Annotated in this window: 10 protein-coding genes, 2 tRNA genes and 2 pseudogenes; 3 read left to right on the forward strand and 11 right to left on the reverse strand. The window is 71.9% G+C overall.

The features are described 5' to 3' along the window. Positions 1–34 precede the first annotated feature (34 nt). Entirely contained in the window at positions 35–1513 is a 1479-nt protein-coding gene (locus FB380_RS22075) for a family 14 glycosylhydrolase (protein WP_229682305.1), read from the forward strand. A 180-nt stretch (positions 1514–1693) separates the two neighbouring features. Here FB380_RS22075 and FB380_RS22080 read toward each other — a convergent pair whose 3' ends face one another. The 11 genes and pseudogenes from FB380_RS22080 to FB380_RS22135 all read right to left on the reverse strand — a co-directional run bounded on the left by FB380_RS22080 (position 1694) and on the right by FB380_RS22135 (position 16953). Then, entirely contained in the window at positions 1694–2470 is a 777-nt protein-coding gene (locus FB380_RS22080; RefSeq protein WP_166757499.1) for a hypothetical protein, read from the reverse strand. A 138-nt stretch (positions 2471–2608) separates the two neighbouring features. After that, positions 2609–2922: pseudogene (locus FB380_RS22085) on the reverse strand (transposase); the annotation flags it as partial. Positions 2923–3260: 338 nt separating this feature from the next. Next, a complete protein-coding gene (locus FB380_RS22095; protein ID WP_166757500.1) occupies positions 3261–4928 on the reverse strand; it encodes a cation:proton antiporter in 1668 nt (555 codons plus the stop codon). A 99-nt stretch (positions 4929–5027) separates the two neighbouring features. Next, positions 5028–5522, reverse strand: a complete 495-nt coding sequence (locus tag FB380_RS22100) for a cation:proton antiporter regulatory subunit (RefSeq protein ID WP_166757501.1) — start codon at positions 5520–5522, stop codon at positions 5028–5030. Continuing rightward, positions 5497–8298 (reverse strand): HAD-IC family P-type ATPase, encoded by a 2802-nt coding sequence (locus FB380_RS22105; RefSeq protein WP_166757502.1) that lies wholly within the window; start codon positions 8296–8298, stop codon positions 5497–5499. Before FB380_RS22105 ends, FB380_RS22100 begins: the two co-directional genes overlap by 26 nt. A gap of 239 nt (positions 8299–8537) precedes the next feature. Continuing rightward, positions 8538–11489 (reverse strand): annotated as a pseudogene (locus FB380_RS22110) (UPF0182 family membrane protein). Between the two features lie 372 nt (positions 11490–11861). Then, positions 11862–13154, reverse strand: coding sequence for an acyltransferase family protein (locus tag FB380_RS22115; RefSeq protein WP_208383953.1), 1293 nt, complete (start codon positions 13152–13154; stop codon positions 11862–11864). Continuing rightward, positions 13151–14035, reverse strand: coding sequence for a bile acid:sodium symporter family protein (locus FB380_RS22120; protein WP_166757503.1), 885 nt, complete (start codon positions 14033–14035; stop codon positions 13151–13153). Before FB380_RS22120 ends, FB380_RS22115 begins: the two co-directional genes overlap by 4 nt. 5 nt (positions 14036–14040) lie before the next feature. Next, positions 14041–15687 carry an AMP-binding protein gene (locus FB380_RS22125; protein WP_166757504.1) on the reverse strand — a complete coding sequence of 549 codons (1647 nt, stop codon included), beginning with the start codon at positions 15685–15687 and terminating at the stop codon, positions 14041–14043. 119 nt (positions 15688–15806) lie between these two features. Further along, positions 15807–16361, reverse strand: coding sequence for a copper chaperone PCu(A)C domain-containing protein (locus tag FB380_RS22130; protein WP_166757505.1), 555 nt, complete (start codon positions 16359–16361; stop codon positions 15807–15809). 518 nt (positions 16362–16879) lie between these two features. Continuing rightward, positions 16880–16953, reverse strand: a tRNA-Gly gene (locus tag FB380_RS22135). Between the two features lie 76 nt (positions 16954–17029). Between FB380_RS22135 and FB380_RS22140 the strand changes: the two genes are divergently transcribed. Both FB380_RS22140 and tig read left to right on the forward strand, forming a co-directional pair. Then, positions 17030–17103 (forward strand) — tRNA-Pro (locus FB380_RS22140). Positions 17104–17198: 95 nt separating this feature from the next. Further along, complete coding sequence (gene tig / locus FB380_RS22145) at positions 17199–18635, forward strand: trigger factor (RefSeq protein WP_166757506.1); 1437 nt, start codon at positions 17199–17201, stop codon at positions 18633–18635. The last annotated feature ends 243 nt before the right edge of the window (positions 18636–18878 follow it).

An 18878-nucleotide genomic window follows, 5' to 3' on the forward strand; every position in this document is an offset into this window, starting at 1 on the left:
GTGACCCGACGCGAGGGCTGGCAACATGCCGGATGTGAGGCACATCACAGCCGCAGTCGCCGCCCTCAGCCTGGTCCTCGTCGGCGCCGGCGGCGCCCAGGCCACGCCCGCGGAGGGCCCGGTGCCGGCCCCGCCCGCGGACGGCCCGGTGCCGCCGGGACCGGTGGCGCTGGACGACCCGGAGTTCACCGCCAACGTGATGGCGCCGCTGAAGGTGACCGACTGGGCGGACTTCGAGGCCGACCTCGAGACCGTGGCCGCCTACGGCGTGGACGCGGTGAGCGTCGACGTGTGGTGGGGCGACGTCGAGGGGGCTGCGGACAACCAGTTCGACTGGAGCTACTACGACCGGGTCTTCGACCTGATCACGTCGAAGGGCCTGGACCTCGCGCCGATCCTGTCGTTCCACCAGGCCGGCGGCAACGTGGGGGACGACTACACCAGCCTGCTGCCGTCGTGGCTGTGGCCGAAGTACGCCGACGAGAGGCACCACGGCGTCGAACTCGGCCCGACCGGGCTCCAGTACCAGAGCGAGCAGGGCAACCACAGCGCCGAGAGCGTGCAGGGCTGGGCCGACGAGGTCGTCCTGGACGAGTACCGGGACTTCACCGACGCCTTCGAGCAGCAGTACGGGGACGTCTACGCCGACGAGGTGGTGGAGGTCAACGTCTCGCTCGGCCCGTCCGGTGAGCTGAGGTACCCCTCCTACAACCAGCACGACGAGGGCACCGGCTACCCGACCCGGGGTGCGCTGCAGTCCTACTCCCCGCTGGCCGTGCAGGACCTCCGCAGCGAGATGCTGCACCGTTACGGCTCGATCGAGGCGGTCAACGCCGCCTGGGGCACCGACCTCGCGTCGGTGCAGGAGATCGCTCCGCCCGAGGACGCCGACGCCTTCTTCACCGACCTGGACCACCTGGACACGCAGTACGGGCGCGACTTCGTCGACTGGTACAACGGCTCGCTCGTCGAGCACGGCGAGCGCGTGCTGTGGGCGGTCATCGACTCGCTCTGCGGGGACTTCCCCGAGGCGGACATCGGCTACAAGGTGCCGGGGATCCACTGGTCCATGACCAACCCGGCCCATCCGCGGGCGGCCGAGGTGACCACCGGCCTGATCCAGACCAGCCTCGACCTCGACTCCTGGGCGACCGGGCACGGCTACCAGCGGGTCGTCGAGCTGGCCAACCGGTTCGACGGCGGCCCCCGTGAGGTGGTCATGCACTTCACCGCACTGGAGATGGACGACGACCCGGTGGAGCCCGCGTACTCGCTCGCGCAGACCCTGGTCGAGTGGATCGGCGACTACGCCTACCGGGCCGGCGTCGACCTCAAGGGCGAGAACGCACTCGCCGGGGGGGTCGGCTCGGACGAGGGTTGGGACAACATCAACGAGGCCTTCGAGACCTGGGGCTACCTCGGGCTGACCGTGCTCCGGATGGGTGACGTGTCCTCGGGCATTGGGGCCGCCCGGTACGCAGAGTTCATCAAGACCTACAGCCCCGACGTCTGACGCACGGCGGCGCCGCCGGTCGGCCTGCCTCGGCGAGGCACTCGCTCGATCATGGAGCGGGTGACCGGGACCCGAACCGGTATGTCCAGCTCGGACGGTCAGGCCGCACCTCGTGCGGGCCGTTGCCGGCGCACGTCGTCCCCACCGCCGGCGCACGTCCGTGACCGCCGGAGGGCGGGGTCAGGCCGGCACGGCCACCGGCTTCGCCGTCCCCTGCTCGACCCGTGCCGGGCGCCGCTGTTCGCGCAGGGCGGCGAGGGGGGCGAGCAGCAACCCGAGGGCCACCCAGCCGGTGAGGACCCACAGCGGCCCCGCCGCTCCGGCGCCGTCGAAGAAGGCGACCGAGCGCACGGCGCTGACCGTCGCACCCGGGGGCAGCAGCTGGCCGAGGACCGACCAGCCCGCGGGCAGGGTGCGCTCGTCGCGGCCGGCAGCGGGTTGCCGAGCAGCACCATGGTGGCCGATCGGACGCCCAGGCCCGAGGTCTCCCGCCGGCGCGTACAGGCCCAGCAAGGTCCAGGCCACGGCGAGCAGCCCGAGGGCGAGCACGGCGCTGTTGGCGAGCCAGTCGCCGGCCAGGGCGCCGAGCCAGCCCTGGAACAGCCCGGCGAGGACCAGGCCCGCACCGACTGCCACGCACGCCGCGACGAGGAGGCGGGTCCGGAGGCGGGGGAGGGCTCTGCTGAGCAGCCCGGCGGTCAGCACGCCGCCCAGCCCCAGAGGAAGCGCGCCGGCGGCGAGCTCGTCGGCGATCTCGACGGCGTCTCCCGTCGTGCCCGGATCGGGGGTCGCGGGCGCCGTCTCCGGGTTCGGCCTGATCGGCTGGTACTGCTGGGTGGCCGCCGTGCTGCTGCGCCCGGCCGTGCCCGCTCGGGACGGTTCTGCGCCGAGGTCGTGATCCGGTCCAGCAAGTCGTCGGGCCGGCACCGGGCCGACGACGACGGTGGACGCCGACAACGAGTCGCTGACCGCCGCCGTCCGCCGGAGAGCCGCCCACCAGGCTGGCTACGACGGGCTGCGCGCACTGACCAGCACGGGCCGGTGCGGCGGATCCTGCCCGAGGGCTCGCGGGGCGCGGGTCGGCGGGAGTCACCATCACCTCGTGTACCGCAGGGCTGGCTGCCCCACCTCCCTGGTCGGGGTCTCGGTCCTGGCGAGCAGGGCCATGGAGCCCTGGAAGAGGTGGCGGCGGTCGGAGACCTGCCATCCGTCGTGGGCCTCGACCAGCACCGAGCCGGCGAGGTGGAGCAGGGCGTCAGGAGCGGGCAGACGCCGACGACGTCGGTGTGGCGTTTGATCTCCTCGTCGAGTCGTTCCAGCGGGTTGGTACACGAGATCTCCTTCCAGGGCGCAACGGGGAAGCCGGTGAAGGCCAGCAGGTCCTCGACCGCGTCGCGCAGGATCGCGTCGGGAGGCGTTGCGCTGGGCGGTGCAGGCCTCGGTGCGCTCGCGCGGGCCGGCACCGATCACCGCGGTGATCTCCGCCTCGATCAACGCCGGGGAGATCGTGGTCACTGCCGACCGGATCCGGTCACCTGCGGTCCTCGTGTCCCTGCGACGACGAGCAGGTCGACCACTCACCGGGCGATGGGGCCAGGTGCCTCGACGTCCTGGTCATGGTGGCAGCGAGCGGCACTTCCCCCCGGCGCGGCCCGCTGGTGGCCCAGCGGCGGGAAGGGTGCGGCGTTCGGACGGGACGTCGGCCCCCGACGGCCTGTGAGGCGTTCATCCGTGGACACAGCCCACCTCACGCGGTCTCCGTGCCGTCGCGGCCTGCCCTGGGCGTGACCCTGTCCAGGAGGACGGCCGCACCGCTGTCGGCGGCCGCGTGGAACGGTCGCAGGACGACGTCCACCCCGGCGGCCTCGAGCCGCTCGGCATCGTGGTCGTTGTGCGCGGTGAGCGCGATGGCCCCGGTGTAGTCGGCCTGCTCGAGCCCGTTCAGCAGGCCCAGGTTGACCGACCGGTCGGGGACGGTGCTGACCACCCAGGACGTGCCGTGCAGCGGCAGTGCGTCGATCAGCTCCGGTTCCTCGGCGTCGCCGTAGAGCGTCTGGGCCCCCTCCTCCCTGATCTTCTCCAGGGCTTGGGGATCGGTGTCGACCACGAGGACGCCGACATCCCGGTCGAGCACGTGGCGCACCAGTCGACTGCCGTAGCGGCCGGCTCCGACGACGATGATGTCGACGGTGGACCCGGCTGCGCCTCCTTCGTCGTCCGCATGCCGTGGCCGGGTCCGCTCGAACACCGACAGCAGCGGTGCGAGCCGGGCGAAGAGCGGCGCCGAGTACAGGATCATGTAGGTCGACAGGGCGATCGTGACGATCCCGACCGCGGTGATCAGTCCGACGGTGTCCGCGGCGATGTGGCCGAGGCTGAGGCCGAGGGCCGCCAGGACCAGGGAGAACTCGCTGATCTGCGCGACGGTCAGTCCGGCCAGGAAGCTGGTCCGCTTCCGGTAGCCCATCAGTCCCATGATCACCAGGACGATCAACGGGTTGCCGATCAGCACGAACAGCGACAGCACCGTGGCGGCCACCAGTTGGCTGGCGGCGTCGGAGAAGTCCAGCCAGGACCCGAGGTCGATGAAGAAGAACAGCAGCAGGAAGTCCCGGAGGCTGATCAGCCGCGATCCGATCGCCTCCCGGTAGGGGGTGGCGGCGAGGGAGATGCCGCTGAGGAAGGCCCCGACCTCGATGCTGAAGCCCAGGCGGTCGCCGAGGCCGGCCAGCGCGATTCCCCAGGCGAGGGCGAAGAGGACCAGCAGCTCCTTCGATCGGGCCATCCAGCCCAACGCCGGCCGGAGCAGGTACCGCATGGCCAGGAGGACGCCACCGACGAACAGTGCACCCTTGGCCAGAGCCAGCGCCAGGTCGGCGACCAGGTCGTCGCCCTGCCCGGCGGCGCCGACAGCGGTCAACAGGATCATCACGAGGACGACGACGATGTCCTGGACGATGAGGAAACCGACGGCGATGCGGCCGTGCAGCTGGTCGATCTCGCGTTTGTCGGACAGCAGCTTGACGATGATGATCGTGCTGGAGAACGTCAGCGCGACGGCGACGTAGATGGCCTCGACCGGGGACAGCCCCAGCATCAGCCCGAGTCCGAACCCGACGATCGAGGTGAAGGCCACCTGGCCGAGCCCGGTGGCGACGGCGACCGGCCCGGTGGTGCGGATGAGGTGCGGGTCGAGCTTGAGCCCCACCAGGAACAACAGCAGGGCGATGCCCAGCTCGGCCAGCAACGCGACCTGGTCGTTGCCCTGCACCCACCCCAGTCCGACCGGGCCGACGAGGATGCCCACGGCGATGAAGCTGATGATCAGCGGCTGGCAGAGCTTGACCGCGGCCGCGGCGACCACTGCGGCCACCGCCAGGAGTGCGGCGATGACCTGGAACTCCTGTTCGAACACGGTGCCTCCTCGGCCGACCGACCGTCGCTGGTGGGCGGGGTCAACGGCCCCGGCGGCCGACGGGGACGGTGTCCGTGCGACGCCTGCGGTCGCCGCTGCTCACACGGCGTCCCGGAGCTGGTGCAGGCGGCTGCGGCGGGCGGCGACGACGAGCTTGTCGCCGGCCCGGACGCTTCGGCCGTCGTCGTTCTCGACCAGTTGCGGGGTCGCATCGCAGATCACGCCGAGCAACGCTGCGTCCGGGCCGAGCCGCCTCACGATGTCGTCGGGAGCCAGGCCCAGTGCCGGTGAGCCGCCGGCGATGGCCACTGTCTCGACGACGACCTCCGCCTGGTCCGGCGTCGTCGTAGGAGCGGCCTCACTGGTCTCGAGGGTGAAACGTGCCCCGGTGAGCAGCGCCGCCAGCACGGACGTGTGCTCGGCAGGCAGTCGGACGGTCGTGAGCGGTTCGTCCAGCCGGGGGTCGACGAGGACGAGGTGCGTGGGACCTCGGTCCTCCACGACCACCACGACCCGTCTGCCCCGGTCCGCCGGAAGGCTGTAGCGCCAGCCGATCCCCGGAAGCCGCTCAGCGTGCACGCGTACGTCGGTCATGGCGCCTCCCTGGGTCAACCGGCGTCGGAGGGCGGCGCGGACGGGTGGGCGCCGCCCGCCGCGCGTGCCGCGGATGGCGCAGCCACTTCTCGACCTCGACGACGGTGAAGACGACGACGCCGAGGCCGGTGATCCCCAGCCACCACGCCGGGTGGATCGGCGCGCTGTGGAACAGGTCGTTCATCCACGGCGCGTAGGTGAACAGCAGTTGCAGGCCCAGCATCGCCGTGAGACCGGCCGGCACCCAGCGGTTGCTGAACAGCCCGACCCGCCACATGGGTCGCTCCAGCGACCGGCAGTTGAGCAGGTAGGCGACCTGGACGACGACGAACACGTTGACCGCGACGGTCCGGGCGACCGCCACCGGCTCGTCCTGGCCGAGCGCCCACTCGAACAACCCGAAGGCCCCGAACAGCATGAGAGCGGAGACCAGCGCGATCCGGCCGGCGAGCGAGCGGGTGAGCAGCGGGCGTGACGACGGCACCGGTGGTCGGCGCATGACGTCGGCCTCGGGCGGCTCGAAGGCCAGCACCAGGCCCAGTGCCACGGCGGTGGTCATGTTCACCCACAGCACCTGGACCGGGAGGATCGGCAGCGTGGTGGCCAGCGCGATGGCCGCCAGGATGACCAGTCCCTGTCCGATGCTGGTGGGCAGGATGAAGGTGATGAACTTGCGCAGGTTGTCGAAGACGCCGCGTCCCTCCTCCACGGCGGCCTCGATGGAGGCGAAGTCGTCGTCGGTGAGGACCATGTCGGCGGCCTCCTTGGCCACCTCGGTCCCGCCCTCTCCCATCGCCACGCCGATGTCCGCCCGCCGCAGGGCGGGGGCGTCGTTGACCCCGTCGCCGGTCATCGCCACCACGTGGCCGGCGGCCTGCAGACTGCGCACCAGGCGCAGCTTCTGCTCCGGGCTCACCCGGGCGAACACCGCCGTGCCGGCCACCAGCTCGGGCAGGTCCTCGTCCGGGCAGGCCGCCAGGTCGGTCCCCGTGACCACCGTCGGCACACCGCCGTGCCCGAGGGCGAAGCGCTCTGCGATGGCGCGGGCGGTGCCGGCGTGGTCACCGGTGATCATCTTGACCTCGATGCCGGCGTCCCGGCACGCGGACACTGCGGTGAGCGCCTCCGGTCGCGGCGGGTCGAACATGGCCTGCAGGCCCAGCAGGGTGACCCGGCCGTCGATCAGCCCCTCGGTGAGCGCGGTCGTGCTCGCCGGCATCTCGGCCCGGCCGAACGCCAGCACCCGCAGTGCCCGCCCGGCCAGCTCGTCCGCGCGGGCATGCCCCGCGTCGGTGTCGATGGCGGTCACCGTGCCGTCGCGGTCGAGCTCGTGTGTGGCCATGTCCAGCAGCCGTTCGACCGCCCCCTTGATGTAGACGACGACCCGCCCGGACTCGTCCCGGTGCAGAGTGGCCATGTACCGGCGCTCGGAGTCGAAGGGCACCGCGTCCAGGCGGGGCAGCCGCCTCCTCAGCTGGTCGGGGTCGAGGCCGGCCTTCTCCGCCGCCACGAGCAGAGCTGCCTCGGTGGGGTCGCCGGCCACCTCCCGCCGCCCGGCAGTCTCGGTCAGGTGGGTGTCGTTGCACAGCGCTCCCGCGACCAGGCACTCCCGCAACGCCGGGTGCCGCGCGAGATCGGCGGGGTCGTCGTCGTCGAGGACCTGGCCCTCGGAGGCGTAGCCGGTGCCGGTGACCGGGTGGCTCCGCCCGCCGGCCACGATGGTGGTGACCGTCATCGCGTTGGCCGTCAGTGTCCCGGTCTTGTCGGTGCAGATCACCGTGGTGCTGCCCAGGGTCTCCACCGCAGGCAGCCGGCGGATGATCGCCCGCCGGCGCGCCATCCGCGCCACCCCGATCGCCAGGGTGATCGTCACCACCGCGGGCAGTCCCTCGGGGATGGCGCCGACGGCCAGCGCGACCGCCGCGGTCAGCATCTCGTCGACCGGCTCACCTCGCACGGTCCCCAGTGCGAAGGCCAGCGCCGCGAGCCCCAGGATGATCACCGTCAACACCCGGCTGAACCGGCCGATCTTGCGGGTCAGCGGGGTCTGCAGCACCTCCGCCTCACCGACGAGGCGGTGGATGCGCCCGATCTCGGTGTCGGCACCCGTGGCCACCACGATCCCGTGACCACGCCCGCGGGTGACCAGGCCACCCGAGTACGCCATGTTGGCCCGATCGGCCAGCGCGGTCTCGGCCGGCAGCGCCATGGGGACCTTCTCCACCGGCACCGACTCCCCGGTAAGGGCCGACTCGTCGATCTGCAGCTCGTGTGCGGTGACGAACCGCAGATCCGCGGGCACCCGGTCCCCGGTCTCCAGGACCACCAGGTCCCCGGGGACGAGGTCCTCGGAGGTGATCCGGCGCCGCACGCCGTCCCGGACGACCGTGGCCTGGGTGCGCACCATCGCCATCAGGGCGTTCAGCGCCTGCTCCGCACGCGTCTCCTGCACGAAGCCGATCCCCGCGTTGATCAGCACCACGGCGAGGATGACGCCGGCGTCGACCACCTCTCCCAGGAGCAGCGTCGCCACCGCGGCAGCCAGCAGCACGTAGATCAGCGGATGGTGGAACTGCACGAGGAAGCGGACCAGTGGACCCCGGCGGTCGACCGGTGGGAGCGCGTTCGGGCCTTCCAGCTCCAGCCGCAGCGCGGCCTCGTCGAGGCCCAGACCGCGCTCGTGGTCGGTCTCGAGCAGCAGCACCACCTCGTGCACCGGCAGCTCGTGGTGATCGCCGCGCGGAGGTGGGTGGAGCGTCCGGTCCGGCGAGGCCATGCCTCAGCCTCGTCGGCATCCGCTGCGGCGGGGCAGGGACCTTCGTCCAGATCGTCGGGACCAAGCGCATGGCCTTCCGATCGTCAGCCCGGTCGTCGGCACCAGGTCCAGAGATCAACGTCCCCCTCCCGGAGGGCAAGGAGTCCGGCTACGCCGGCGCGGAGCTCCGGTACTCGGACGGGCGCACCGAGATCCTCGGCTGCCCGCCGGTGGGCCACCTCGACCTCCGCTCCCCGTGCTCAGCCGGCCGAGGTGGCCCCAGCCGCCAGTTGATAGGCCGCGACGGCGGCCCCGAGCTCCACCAGTGCCTGCCCCAGCTCGGTGAGATCACCCGACCGTTGCGCGTCAGCCACCCGGTCGAGGGCGGTGTCGATGTCGGTCACCGCCTGGGTCAGTCGCGCATCGGTGGGACCTCCGCCGTCTGCCGTCGCGGAGGCGGCTCCGGGTGGTGGTGTCGGCTCGGGGCCGCCGCCGGGTGGTGGTGTCGACACGGGCCCGCCGTCGGGTGGCGGGGGCTCGGCGGCCGTCGTCGGCTCGCCCGCTCCCGCACCGAACACCTGGTCCAGGGCCTGGTCCAGGGTGTCGGCGTAGCCGATCCGGTCCGCGTAGTTGACCAGCACCTTCTGCAGCAGCGGGAATCCGCCGTCGTTCGTGCCACGTACGTAGAGCGGGGTGACGTACAGCAGGCCGGCGTCGCCGATGGGCAGGGTCAGCAGGTTCCCGAACACCGGCTCGGAGTTCTCGCTGTCGAACAGCGTGAGGTCTGGGCGCACCTGGTTGTTGGACTCGAACGCGTTCTGCACCTGCGCTGGGCCGCGGAAGGGTGTGTTCCCCGGCAGCCTCAGCACCTGGATCTCGCCGTAGGTCTCGGGATCGCTGGACGCGGAGATGAAGGCGGAGAGGTTGTCGCGCTGGAAGGCGTTGAGCGCGCTGGTCAACTGGAACGTGGCCTCGTCGTCACCCGGCCGCTGGGCGAGGATGTAGTAGGGGGGCTGGTCCTCCTCGGTGTCCCGGGTCGGGTCGTCGGGGATCTGCCAGCGGTTGTTGGCGTTGTAGAAGTCCACCGGGTCGTCGACGTGGTACCGCGTCAGGATGTCCCGCTGCACCTTGAACAGGTCCTGCGGGTACCGCACGTGGGCGAGCAACGCGTCCGGGATGTCGCTCCGTTGTTGCACCACGCCCGGGAAGGCCTTCATGTGGGTCTGCAGGACCGGGTCCTGGGTGTCCCACTCGTAGAGCGTGACCGTGCCGTCGTAGGCGTCGACGGTCGCCTTGACCGAGTTGCGGATGTAGTTGACCGTCTCGTCGGGCAGCGCGGTGGTCCCGGTGCCGGTGAGCGCGTCCTGCGCCGCCTCGCCCAGCTCGGTCTGCTCGGCGTACGGGTAGGAGTCCGACGTGGTGTAGGCGTCGACGATCCAGGTGATCCGGCCCGCGACCACGGCTGGGTAGGGGTCGCCGTCGACCTCGAGAAAGGGTGCGACCTTCTCGACCCGTTCGCGTGGATCGCGGACGTAGAGCACCCGCGACTCCTCGTTGACCGCGTTCGACAGCAGGAAGTTGTGCTCTCGGTGGTGGATCGCGAAGACCAGCTACCGGAAGAAGCTGCCCACCGCGACGCCGCCCTCGCCGTCGTAGGTGTTGTTGATCTGCCTGTCGTCCGAGCCCCCCTCGGGCCGGTCGAACTCCCGCGGTGCGGCCCCCTGTGGCGCACCGACGACCGAGTAGTCCTCGATGAGCTCGCCGTAGTAGATGCGACTCTGGTCCACCTCGATGTCACCTCGCACCGGCAGGTCGCCGGTGGTGAAGTTGGGCTCGCCGCCCTCCGTGCCGGCGACCACCTGGTTCGCGGGTGCGGCCACGAAGCCGTTGCCGTGGGTGAAGACCGTGTGCCGGTTGATCCAGGTGCGCTGGTTCTCCGACAGCCCGGCGCTGTTGAGCTCGCGCAGCGCCACGACGTAGTCCCGGATCTCCCCGTCGATGGTGTACCGGTCGATGTCGAGCTTCTCGGGGAAGCCGTAGACGTTGCGGATCTGCTGGCGTGCGGTGAAGGTGTCGGTCAGGACGTTGGGGTCCAGCAGGCGGGCGTTGGGGATGGTCTCGGCGTCGTCGCGGAGCTCCGCCAGGGCGACCTCGGGATCGACGTCGCCCGTGGTCTCCTGGGCGTAGTCGACGTACTCCACACCGGCGAGCCCGTAGGCCTGACGGGTCATCTCGATGGCCCGCTCGATGTAGGGCGCCTCCTTCTCGTCGGCGCTCGGGCGGACGACGAACTGCTGGACGATCGCGGGGTAGGCCACGCTGATGACCGAGCTGGCGACCAGCAGGAGCACGAGCGAGACGGCCGGCAGCACGATGTTGCGGACGACGATGCCGGCCAAGAAGGCCAGCGCGCACACCGCGGCGGCGAAGACGAGGATCGTCTTGGGCACCAGCAGGGCGTTGACGTCGGTGTAGCCGGCCCCGGTGAACACCTCGCCGCGGTCGCTGTAGACCAGCCCGTAGCGGTCGAACCAGTAGGCAACCGACTTCAGCGCGACGAACAGACCCAGCAGCACCGACAGCTGCACCTGGGCAGCGCCGGAGAGCTTCGGGCCCGGGGTCTGCAGCCGCAGCCCGCCGAACACGTAGTGGGTGAGGACCGCACCGATCAGCGCCAGCAGCGCGATCGCGAAGCCGGCGCCCAGCAGCAACCGGTAGAAGGGGTACTCGAAGACGAAGAAGGCCAGGTCGATCTCAAACAGTGGATCGACCTGGCCGAACGCCGTGGAGTTGCGGAACAGGAGCCAGGTCTCCCAGTTGCGCTGCGCGGCGAAGCCGGCGAGCAGGCCGAGCACCACACCGATCGCGGCCAGCGCCAGATGGCGGCGCGGCTCGATCGACTGGCGGTAGCGCTCCAGGTTCTGCTGCTCCAGGGACATGGGCCGGAACGCCGGGCGGGATCGGTAGGCCAGGTACATCGACAAGGCCACCAGGCCGCCGGTGGCCACCCCGGCCACGGCGAACAGCAACAGGCGCGTCTGCAGTTCGGTCCAGAAGACCTCGGTGTACCCGGTCTCGTCGAACCAGGCGTGGTCGACGTAGACGTCGATCAGTGTGCTGATGGCCGCGAAAGAGACCAGCAGCACGGCGATGGCCCCGCTGACCAGCTTCGCGCGACGGGAGAGGACAGGCACCGGCGCGGGGGGGCGCATGGCCACGGGGACCACCTCCGGCTACGGCACGGTCACGGTCGTCGTCCTGGGGCACCGGCGGGCCGTTCGCCGGAGGATCTCGCTGGTCTCCTCCTCGACAGGGACAGGGCGGCCACGGCTCCGCCCGTCAGCCACCGCCCCGCCGTCGGGGCGGTCGTGTCGAGGACCGGGGCGGGAAGGGTGCGTGGACGGTGCCTGCTCGACCCGGGCACACCGGGAGGGAGTCCTGCTGAGACACCGGCTCCCACACATCGCCACCTCCCGCGCGTTCGTCGCGGAAGCGGTCTGGTCCACCGTCTCGGGCGGCGACCCCGGGCGGGTGCCGGGATGACGGGATCGCCCTGCGGACCACTCCCCGGTTCCGGTGTCAGTTTAGCGAATCGCATTTCGTTCGTCCAGGCTCTCGAGCATGGTCCCGTCGGGCGCGCTGTCGATCTTGCGGCGACCCGGCCGCATCGTCCGGACGGCGCCCTGTCGCCTTCGGGGAGGACACGTCCGCGCCCTCCGGCGGTTCCTCGGCCGGCGACGTCCCCAGCGGGCCACGACCTCCACCCGGCCGACCACGGCGACCAGCGCGGCCAGCACGGCGGCCGGCGCGAGCAACCACAGCCAGCGCTGAGCCCACCACTGCGCGGTGGGCTCGGCGAGCAGCGTGCCGCCGAGGCCCTCGACGGTGCGGACGACGAGCAGCAGCGCGGTCATGTGCCAGAGGAAGACGGTGATCGCGACGACGTTCAGGGCCACGACCGGGCGCCACACGGCGGGCCGCCGCAGCAGTCGGCCGGCGGCCGGCGCGATGAGCACCAGCAGGCCGAGCTGGAAGACCGCCAGCGCGGCGATCGCGGCGGTCGTGGGGAACATGTTCGACTCGAGGTCGCCGACCGTCGCCACCATCGAGCGCGGGTAGCCGCCGGCGGTGGTCAGCGCCACGAGGGCAAGCAGACCCGTTCCGGCGACGGCCAGCCGGTGCCGCAACGGCCGCGTGCCCAGGCCGGAGGTGCGCCAGGCACAGCCGAGCTGGTGGCAGAACAGCCAGACGAGCCCCGTGGTGACCCAGCCAGCCCCGGCCAGGCCAGTGATCCGGTCGACCGCGCTGCCGGCGGCGATCCCCAGACCCAGCAGCGCCAGCGCGAGCCCGCCGCGCCGCCGGTGCACCCGTGCGGTGACCGGCACGAGGACGACCAGGACGACGTGGACGCCGAGGAACCACAGCGGCACGAGGATGCCGGCGAACCACTCCCACACCCAGCGGTGTGGCCCCGGCAGCAGAGCCGCGACCAGTTCCACCGCCAGCCACACCGCCACCCACACCACGGTGGGCACCAGGAGCCGGCGCAGCCGGTCGCCGAGGAAGGAGGCATCCGAGCCGCCGGCCGCCCGTGCCCGCTCCCAGGCGGCCAGGTTCGCGTACCCGCCCACGAGGAAGAAGACCGGCACCACCTGCAGCACCCAGGTGGCGAGCCAGCCGCCCGGGACGGCGTCGATCGGGTTGGGCATGACGAGCACACCGTCGGCGGTGCGGTGGGTCACCGACAGCGTCCAGTGCCAGACGACGACGACGACGATGCTGGTCGCCCGGGCGGCGTCGACCAGCCGGTCGCGGGTGTCCGGGGTCGCGTCGGCCAGCGCGGCGAGCGACCCGGACGCGCCGCGCCGGGCGCTCACAGGAGTTCGGGGACCTTCTGCTGAGCGCGATCGTGCGCCCGGCGGAAGCCGATGGTCACGAAGGTCGCGGTGATCACCACGAACAGCGAGTAGAGCGCAGGGAGGAGCAGCACGTCCTGCTCGACGGCACCGGTGAAGGACAGCAGGACGATCGTGATGGCCAGCGGGCCGTTGACGATGCCGATCTCCAGCGCCAGCGTCCGCCGGTCGAGCACCGGCATGCCCAGCAGCCCGGCGTACCCGTAGGCGGCCGCCATGCCCAGCAGCGGGAGGCCGATCGCGCCGACGTAGACCTGCCACGGCGACTCGACCAGCAGCTGCCAGTTGCGTGGCACCCAGGTGACCATGAGCAGGACGATGAACAGCACACCCAGCACGCTGCCCACGAGCTCGAGCGTCGCTCCGAGGTTGGCCGTCCGGCGCCGGATCCAGAGGCCGAGCAGCACGGGCAGGATCAGCAGCACCAGGCTGGCCACCACGTTCGAGGTCGGCACGTCGATGCCCTCGGCCAGCGCGCCGCCGTAGAGCAGCAGCATGAGCGGGGCGAGCACTATGGCCGCGACCGTCGTCCCGATCGTGACCACGACGCTGAGGGCGAGGTTGGCCCGGGCGAAGTAGGTGTACAGGTTCGACGTCGTGCCGCCGGGCATGCAGCCGACGATCACCAGGCCGATCGCCAGCGCCGGGGGCAGCCGGAGCAGCCAGGCCAGCGAGAAGGCGATCAACGGCATGATGGCGAACTGCCCCGCGACCGCCAGGGCGAGGTACCGGGGACGGTGGAGCTCGTCGCCCAGGTCGCGGAAGGTCATCGCCGCGCCCATGCCCAGCATCACCGCGGCGAGGACGGCGGTGAGCATCGCCTGCTCGAACGGGCCGACCACCGCCGTCAGCTCCCGGCCTGCGGGGCCGGCAGCGGCGCGGCCGTCTGCGCTGCCCGGACGTCCTTGCGCAGGACCTTGCCGATCGGCGACGTGGGCAGCTCGGCGGTGAACACCACCTCGCGCGGCACCTTGTACCCGGTCAGGCGCTCCGCCGCCCACGCACGCACCTGGTCGGCGGTCAGCGCCGGGTCGGTGCGGACGACGACGGCGCGCACCCGCTCTCCGGACGCGGCGTCCGGCACGCCGACCACCGCGGCCCCGCGGATGCCCGGATGCGCGGTGAGCACCTCCTCCACCTCGGTCGGGTACACGTTGAAGCCGCTGACCAGGACCAGGTCCTTCTTCCGGTCCACCAGGCGCACGAAGCCGTCGGCGTCCACGACGGCGATGTCGCCGGTGCGGAGCTCGCCGTCCCGCAGCACCGCAGTGGTCTCCTCCGGCCGGCGCCAGTAGCCCGCCATCACCTGCGGGCCGCGGGCGCACAGCTCCCCGGGCTCGCCGGCCGGCACGGTCCGCCCCTCGTCGTCGGCGCAGCGGAGTCCCGTCCCCGGCACCGGGACGCCGACGGTGCCCGGCCGCGCCCGGCCGTCGAGCGGGTTGAAGCTGAGCACCGGCGAGGCCTCCGTCAGGCCGTAGCCCTCGACGACGGGGACGCCCGTGACCTGCTCCCATCGGTGCGCGACCGAACCGTGCAGCGCCATGCCTCCAGCGACCGCCGCCCGCAGCGTCGGCGGTGGGTGGTCGAGGAACCACTGCTCGCGGCACAGGCCGTCGAACAACGTGTTCACCCCGGTGAACCACGTGACGGGGTGGTTCTCCAGCGCTCGCTTCAGGTTGCTCAACGGCCGGGGGTTGGGGATCAGCACGTTGTGCCCCCCGCGGCGGTGGAAGCCCAGCAGGTTCACCGTGAAGGCGAACACGTGGTAGAGCGGCAGGGCGGTGAGCACCGTCTCGCGGCCGGGTCGCACCGCGTCGCCGACGAAGGCCAGCATCTGCTCGCAGTTCACCAGCAGGTTGTGGTTGGTGAGCATCGCCCCCTTGCTCACCCCGGTCGTGCCGCCGGTGTACTGCAGTGCCGCGATGTCCCCGGGGTGGAGGTCCTCCCAGTACCGACGGGCGTCGTCGTCCCCGAGCTGCGCCCGTCCCCGGCGCAGCGCATCGGCCAGCGCCGTGGCCGGGTAGGGGACCGGTGGCAGCGCCCGGTCCCAGTACCGCTGCACCAGCCGAACGATGCCGGCGACGTGGCGTGGGAGGAACTCGGTGACGCGTGCCAGGACCACGGGTGGGTTCCCGAGGGCCGGCAGCACCGGCGTCAGCCGGTCGGCGAAGAGGTCCACCACGACGATCGCGGCGACCTGGGCGTCGGCGTACTGCCGCTGCAGCTCGGCCGTGGTGTACAGCGGGTTGGTGTTCACCAGCACGCAGCCGGCCTTGAGGACGCCGAAGGCGACGACGGGGTAGGCGAGGCAGTTGGGCATCTGCACGGCCACCCGGTCGCCTCGGGCCAGCCCGAGCTCCGCGCGCAGGTAGGCGGCGAAGGCGTCGGCGGCCCGGTCGGTCTCGGTGAAGGTGAGCCGGCCGTTCATGCCGTTGGGCAGGCAGACGGTGAACGCCGTCGCTGCCCCGTGTTCCGCAGCCGAGGCGGTGAGCATCGCGGGGAGGCTGCCGAACGGGACATGCGGGACGGGAGGCGTGCCGCGCCGGTCCGACCGGCTCGGTAGCGTGGCTGCGTCGACACCGAGGGGCGGGACGGGCCCGTCGGGGGAGCTGCTCACAGCAGGTCCTCCTCCCCGGTCTCCCGGTGGAAGTCGAACGCGGGGGCGCGCGGCTGGAGCCCCGGCGCCGGGGCGGTGATGGCGCGCACCGTCGTCTCGCCGGCCCGGGCGAAGGTGAGTGTCAGCTCCACCGAGTGGGCCGCGGTCCTCCGTTCGGCGAGCCCGGTCAGGGTGACGGTGGGGCCCTCCGGGTCGCTGCCCACGAAGACCTTCGCGTCGGACGGGAGGGAGAGGCCCGGTCCACCTCCGCCGGCCCCGATCGTCGCGCCGGTGAACGGTGCACCGGTCACGGCGACCAGCTCGTCGTCGACGCGACCGCCGTTGACGATGACCATGGTGAGCTCGACCGGATCACCTGGGTCGTGGACGCCGTCGGGTGGGTGGGCCAGCGCCGCTGCGCGCACGGTGATGTCCCCGATCCGGGTGGTGCCGCCCGTGCGGTCACGCTCCTGCGTGGCGGTCTGGGCGACCTGCCCCGCGCTGCACCCGCTGAGCACCAGGGCCGCGATCGGGAGCACGGCGACCAGCGCTGCCCGCCGTTTCCGGATCACTGCGCTGCCCCCGGGGGCAGCCCCGCCCGATCCGCCAGGACGTCGACGCCGTCCATCCAGGGGACTCGGGGCGCGCGGCTGTGCACCCGCCTCACGACCGCGCCCACGAGCCGGCCCGGAGGGGGCGTCGAGCGCGGGGTCGTCGTGCCACGGCTGCGGTCCGGACGCCGGTCGCGGGGCCCTGCTGATCGAGGTCATGATCACGCTCCCCTGCAGTGTGCACTTATAGCGCAGATTGTTACGCGAAAAGCTCATCATGTGAAGGCGTGCGGGCGTCCCCTGGTTCACGTCATGGGTACGGGAGCACGGTCCGGACGAGTCATCGACCGAGCCGCTCGTCCGATGTGAGCAGGACCGGTACGAGGAGCCGCGCCCCCGTCGCCCGACGGGACGGATGCCGCCCTGTCGTGGCCGGTCCATGACCCGAGTGGCGTGGGTCGACGCAGGAGGAGAGGGCGTCGACGACGACGGCCCGTCGACCCCCGGGGTGATGGCGGGCCGCGCCTGCAGTTCGTGCGTGGAGCGGGTGACCGGGATCGAACCGGCATGGCCAGCTTGGAAGGCTGGGGCTCTACCATTGAGCTACACCCGCATGCGTACCGCGGCAGCCTATCCCGTGCCCGCGCGGCGCCGTCCGCAGGCCGTCGGCCTAGACTCGCCGGTGGCCACGGGGTGTAGCGCAGCTTGGTAGCGCACCTGCTTTGGGAGCAGGGGGCCGCAGGTTCAAATCCTGTCACCCCGACACCGCCGTGAGGTCTGGAAGACTCGCGGGCACGATCGGCCACCGTCCCCACGGAGGCCGCGCCCACCCCCGTCGTACCTGAGGAGCACGCCGCTGTGAAGAGCACCATCGAGAACCTGGGCCCGACCCGGGTCCGGCTCGCGATCGAGGTGCCGTGGAGCGACCTGGACCACGCCTTCGGTGAGGTCTACAAGGAGCTGGGCAAGCAGGTGCGCGTTCCCGGCTTCCGCCCCGGCAAGGTCCCCAACCGCGTGCTCGACCAGCGCATCGGCCGCCCGGTCGTGCTCGAGCAGGTCGTCCAGCACGCCGTCCCGGAGGTCTACTCCGAGGCGATCCGGGAGAACCAGGTCCGCGTCATCAGCCAGCCCGACGTCGAGGTCACCCGCCTCGACGACGGCGAGGCCCTCGCCTTCACCGCCGAGGTCGACGTCGCCCCCACCCTCGAGCTGCCCCCGCTGGACTCCCTGGCCGTGACCGTCGACGACGTCGAGGTCACCGACGAGGAGATCGACCAGCAGATCAGCGTCATGCGCGAGCGCTTCTCCACCCTCTCCGGTGTCGAGCGCGCGGCCGAGGACGGCGACTTCGTCTCCATCGACCTGGAGGCCACGCTGAACGGCGAGGTGCTCGAGGACGGCAGCACCACCGGGATGTCCTACGAGGTCGGCTCCGGCAACCTGATGAACGGCCTGGACGAGGCCGTGCGCGGGCTGTCCGCCGACGAGAGCGCCACGTTCTCCACCGCCCTCCTCGCCGGTGACCAGGCCGGTGAGATGGCCGACGTGACCGTCACCGTGCGGTCGGTCAAGGCCAAGGAGCTGCCGGAGCTGGACGACGAGTTCGCCTCGATCGCCAGCGAGTTCGACACCCTGGACGAGCTGCGCGAGGACGTCCGCACCCGGCTGGCCCGCACCAAGGTGCTGCAGCAGGGTGCGCAGGCCCGCGACAAGCTGGTCGAGCACCTGCTCGAGACCATCGAGGTCCCGGTGCCGGAGAAGCTGGTCGAGCAGGAGCTGAGCTGGCGCAGCCAGGCCATGGAGCGCGAGCTCCAGCAGGCCGGCATGGACTGGGACGCCTACTTCTCGATGGCCGAGGTCGAGAGCCGCGAGGCCTACGACGCCGAGATGCGCGAGAACGTCGAGAAGGCGGTCAAGACGCAGTTCGTGCTCGACTCGATCGCCGACGCCCGCGAGGTCACCGTCGACAACGAGGACCTCTCCGCGCAGATCATGGCGCAGGCCCAGCGCAACCGGGTCAGCCCCGAGCAGTACGCCCAGCAGCTCCAGCAGGGCAACAACATCGCCGAGTTCGTCGCCGACGTGCGGCGCACCAAGGCGCTGGCCCAGCTGCTGGAGGAGACGACGATCACCGACAAGTCGGGCAACGTCGTCGACCTGGAGGCGCTGCGTCCCCGCACCGTCGCCGCCGACGCGACCGAGGACGCCGACGCCGCTGAGGCGGCCGAGGCCGACGCCGTCGAGGCCGACGCTGCCGAGGAGACCGACACCGAGGCGACGGCCGACAAGGCCTGACCCACCCGGCACACCGCGCCGCCCGTACCCAGCTGGGTGCGGGCGGCGCTGTCGTTCCCGGGACCCGGACCCCGGCGCCGCTGCGCCCACGGCGAACACCGGCCCGCGCCGGGAGGAACCGGTCGGGGGTGCGCGTTAGGGTCGACGTGACACTCAGGCAAGCCTGAAGGACGACTCCACGAGGCCGCACCGACGACCGGCACCGAGGGTCGTCCGCAGCGTCGTCGGTCGCCCCACGACCAC

Source organism: Modestobacter marinus, assembly GCF_011758655.1.
In the GTDB taxonomy this organism is placed as follows: Bacteria; Actinomycetota; Actinomycetes; order Mycobacteriales; family Geodermatophilaceae; genus Modestobacter; species Modestobacter marinus.

What these genes read in the sequence shown, in the direction of transcription:
- FB380_RS22100 (WP_166757501.1), bottom strand. Translation starts at nt 5,522, where the DNA reads ATGACCGACGTACGCGTGCACGCTGAGCGGCTTCCGGGGATCGGCTGG.
- FB380_RS22105 (WP_166757502.1), bottom strand. Translation starts at nt 8,298, where the DNA reads ATGGCCTCGCCGGACCGGACGCTCCACCCACCTCCGCGCGGCGATCAC.
- FB380_RS22125 (WP_166757504.1), bottom strand. Translation starts at nt 15,687, where the DNA reads ATGCTCACCGCCTCGGCTGCGGAACACGGGGCAGCGACGGCGTTCACC.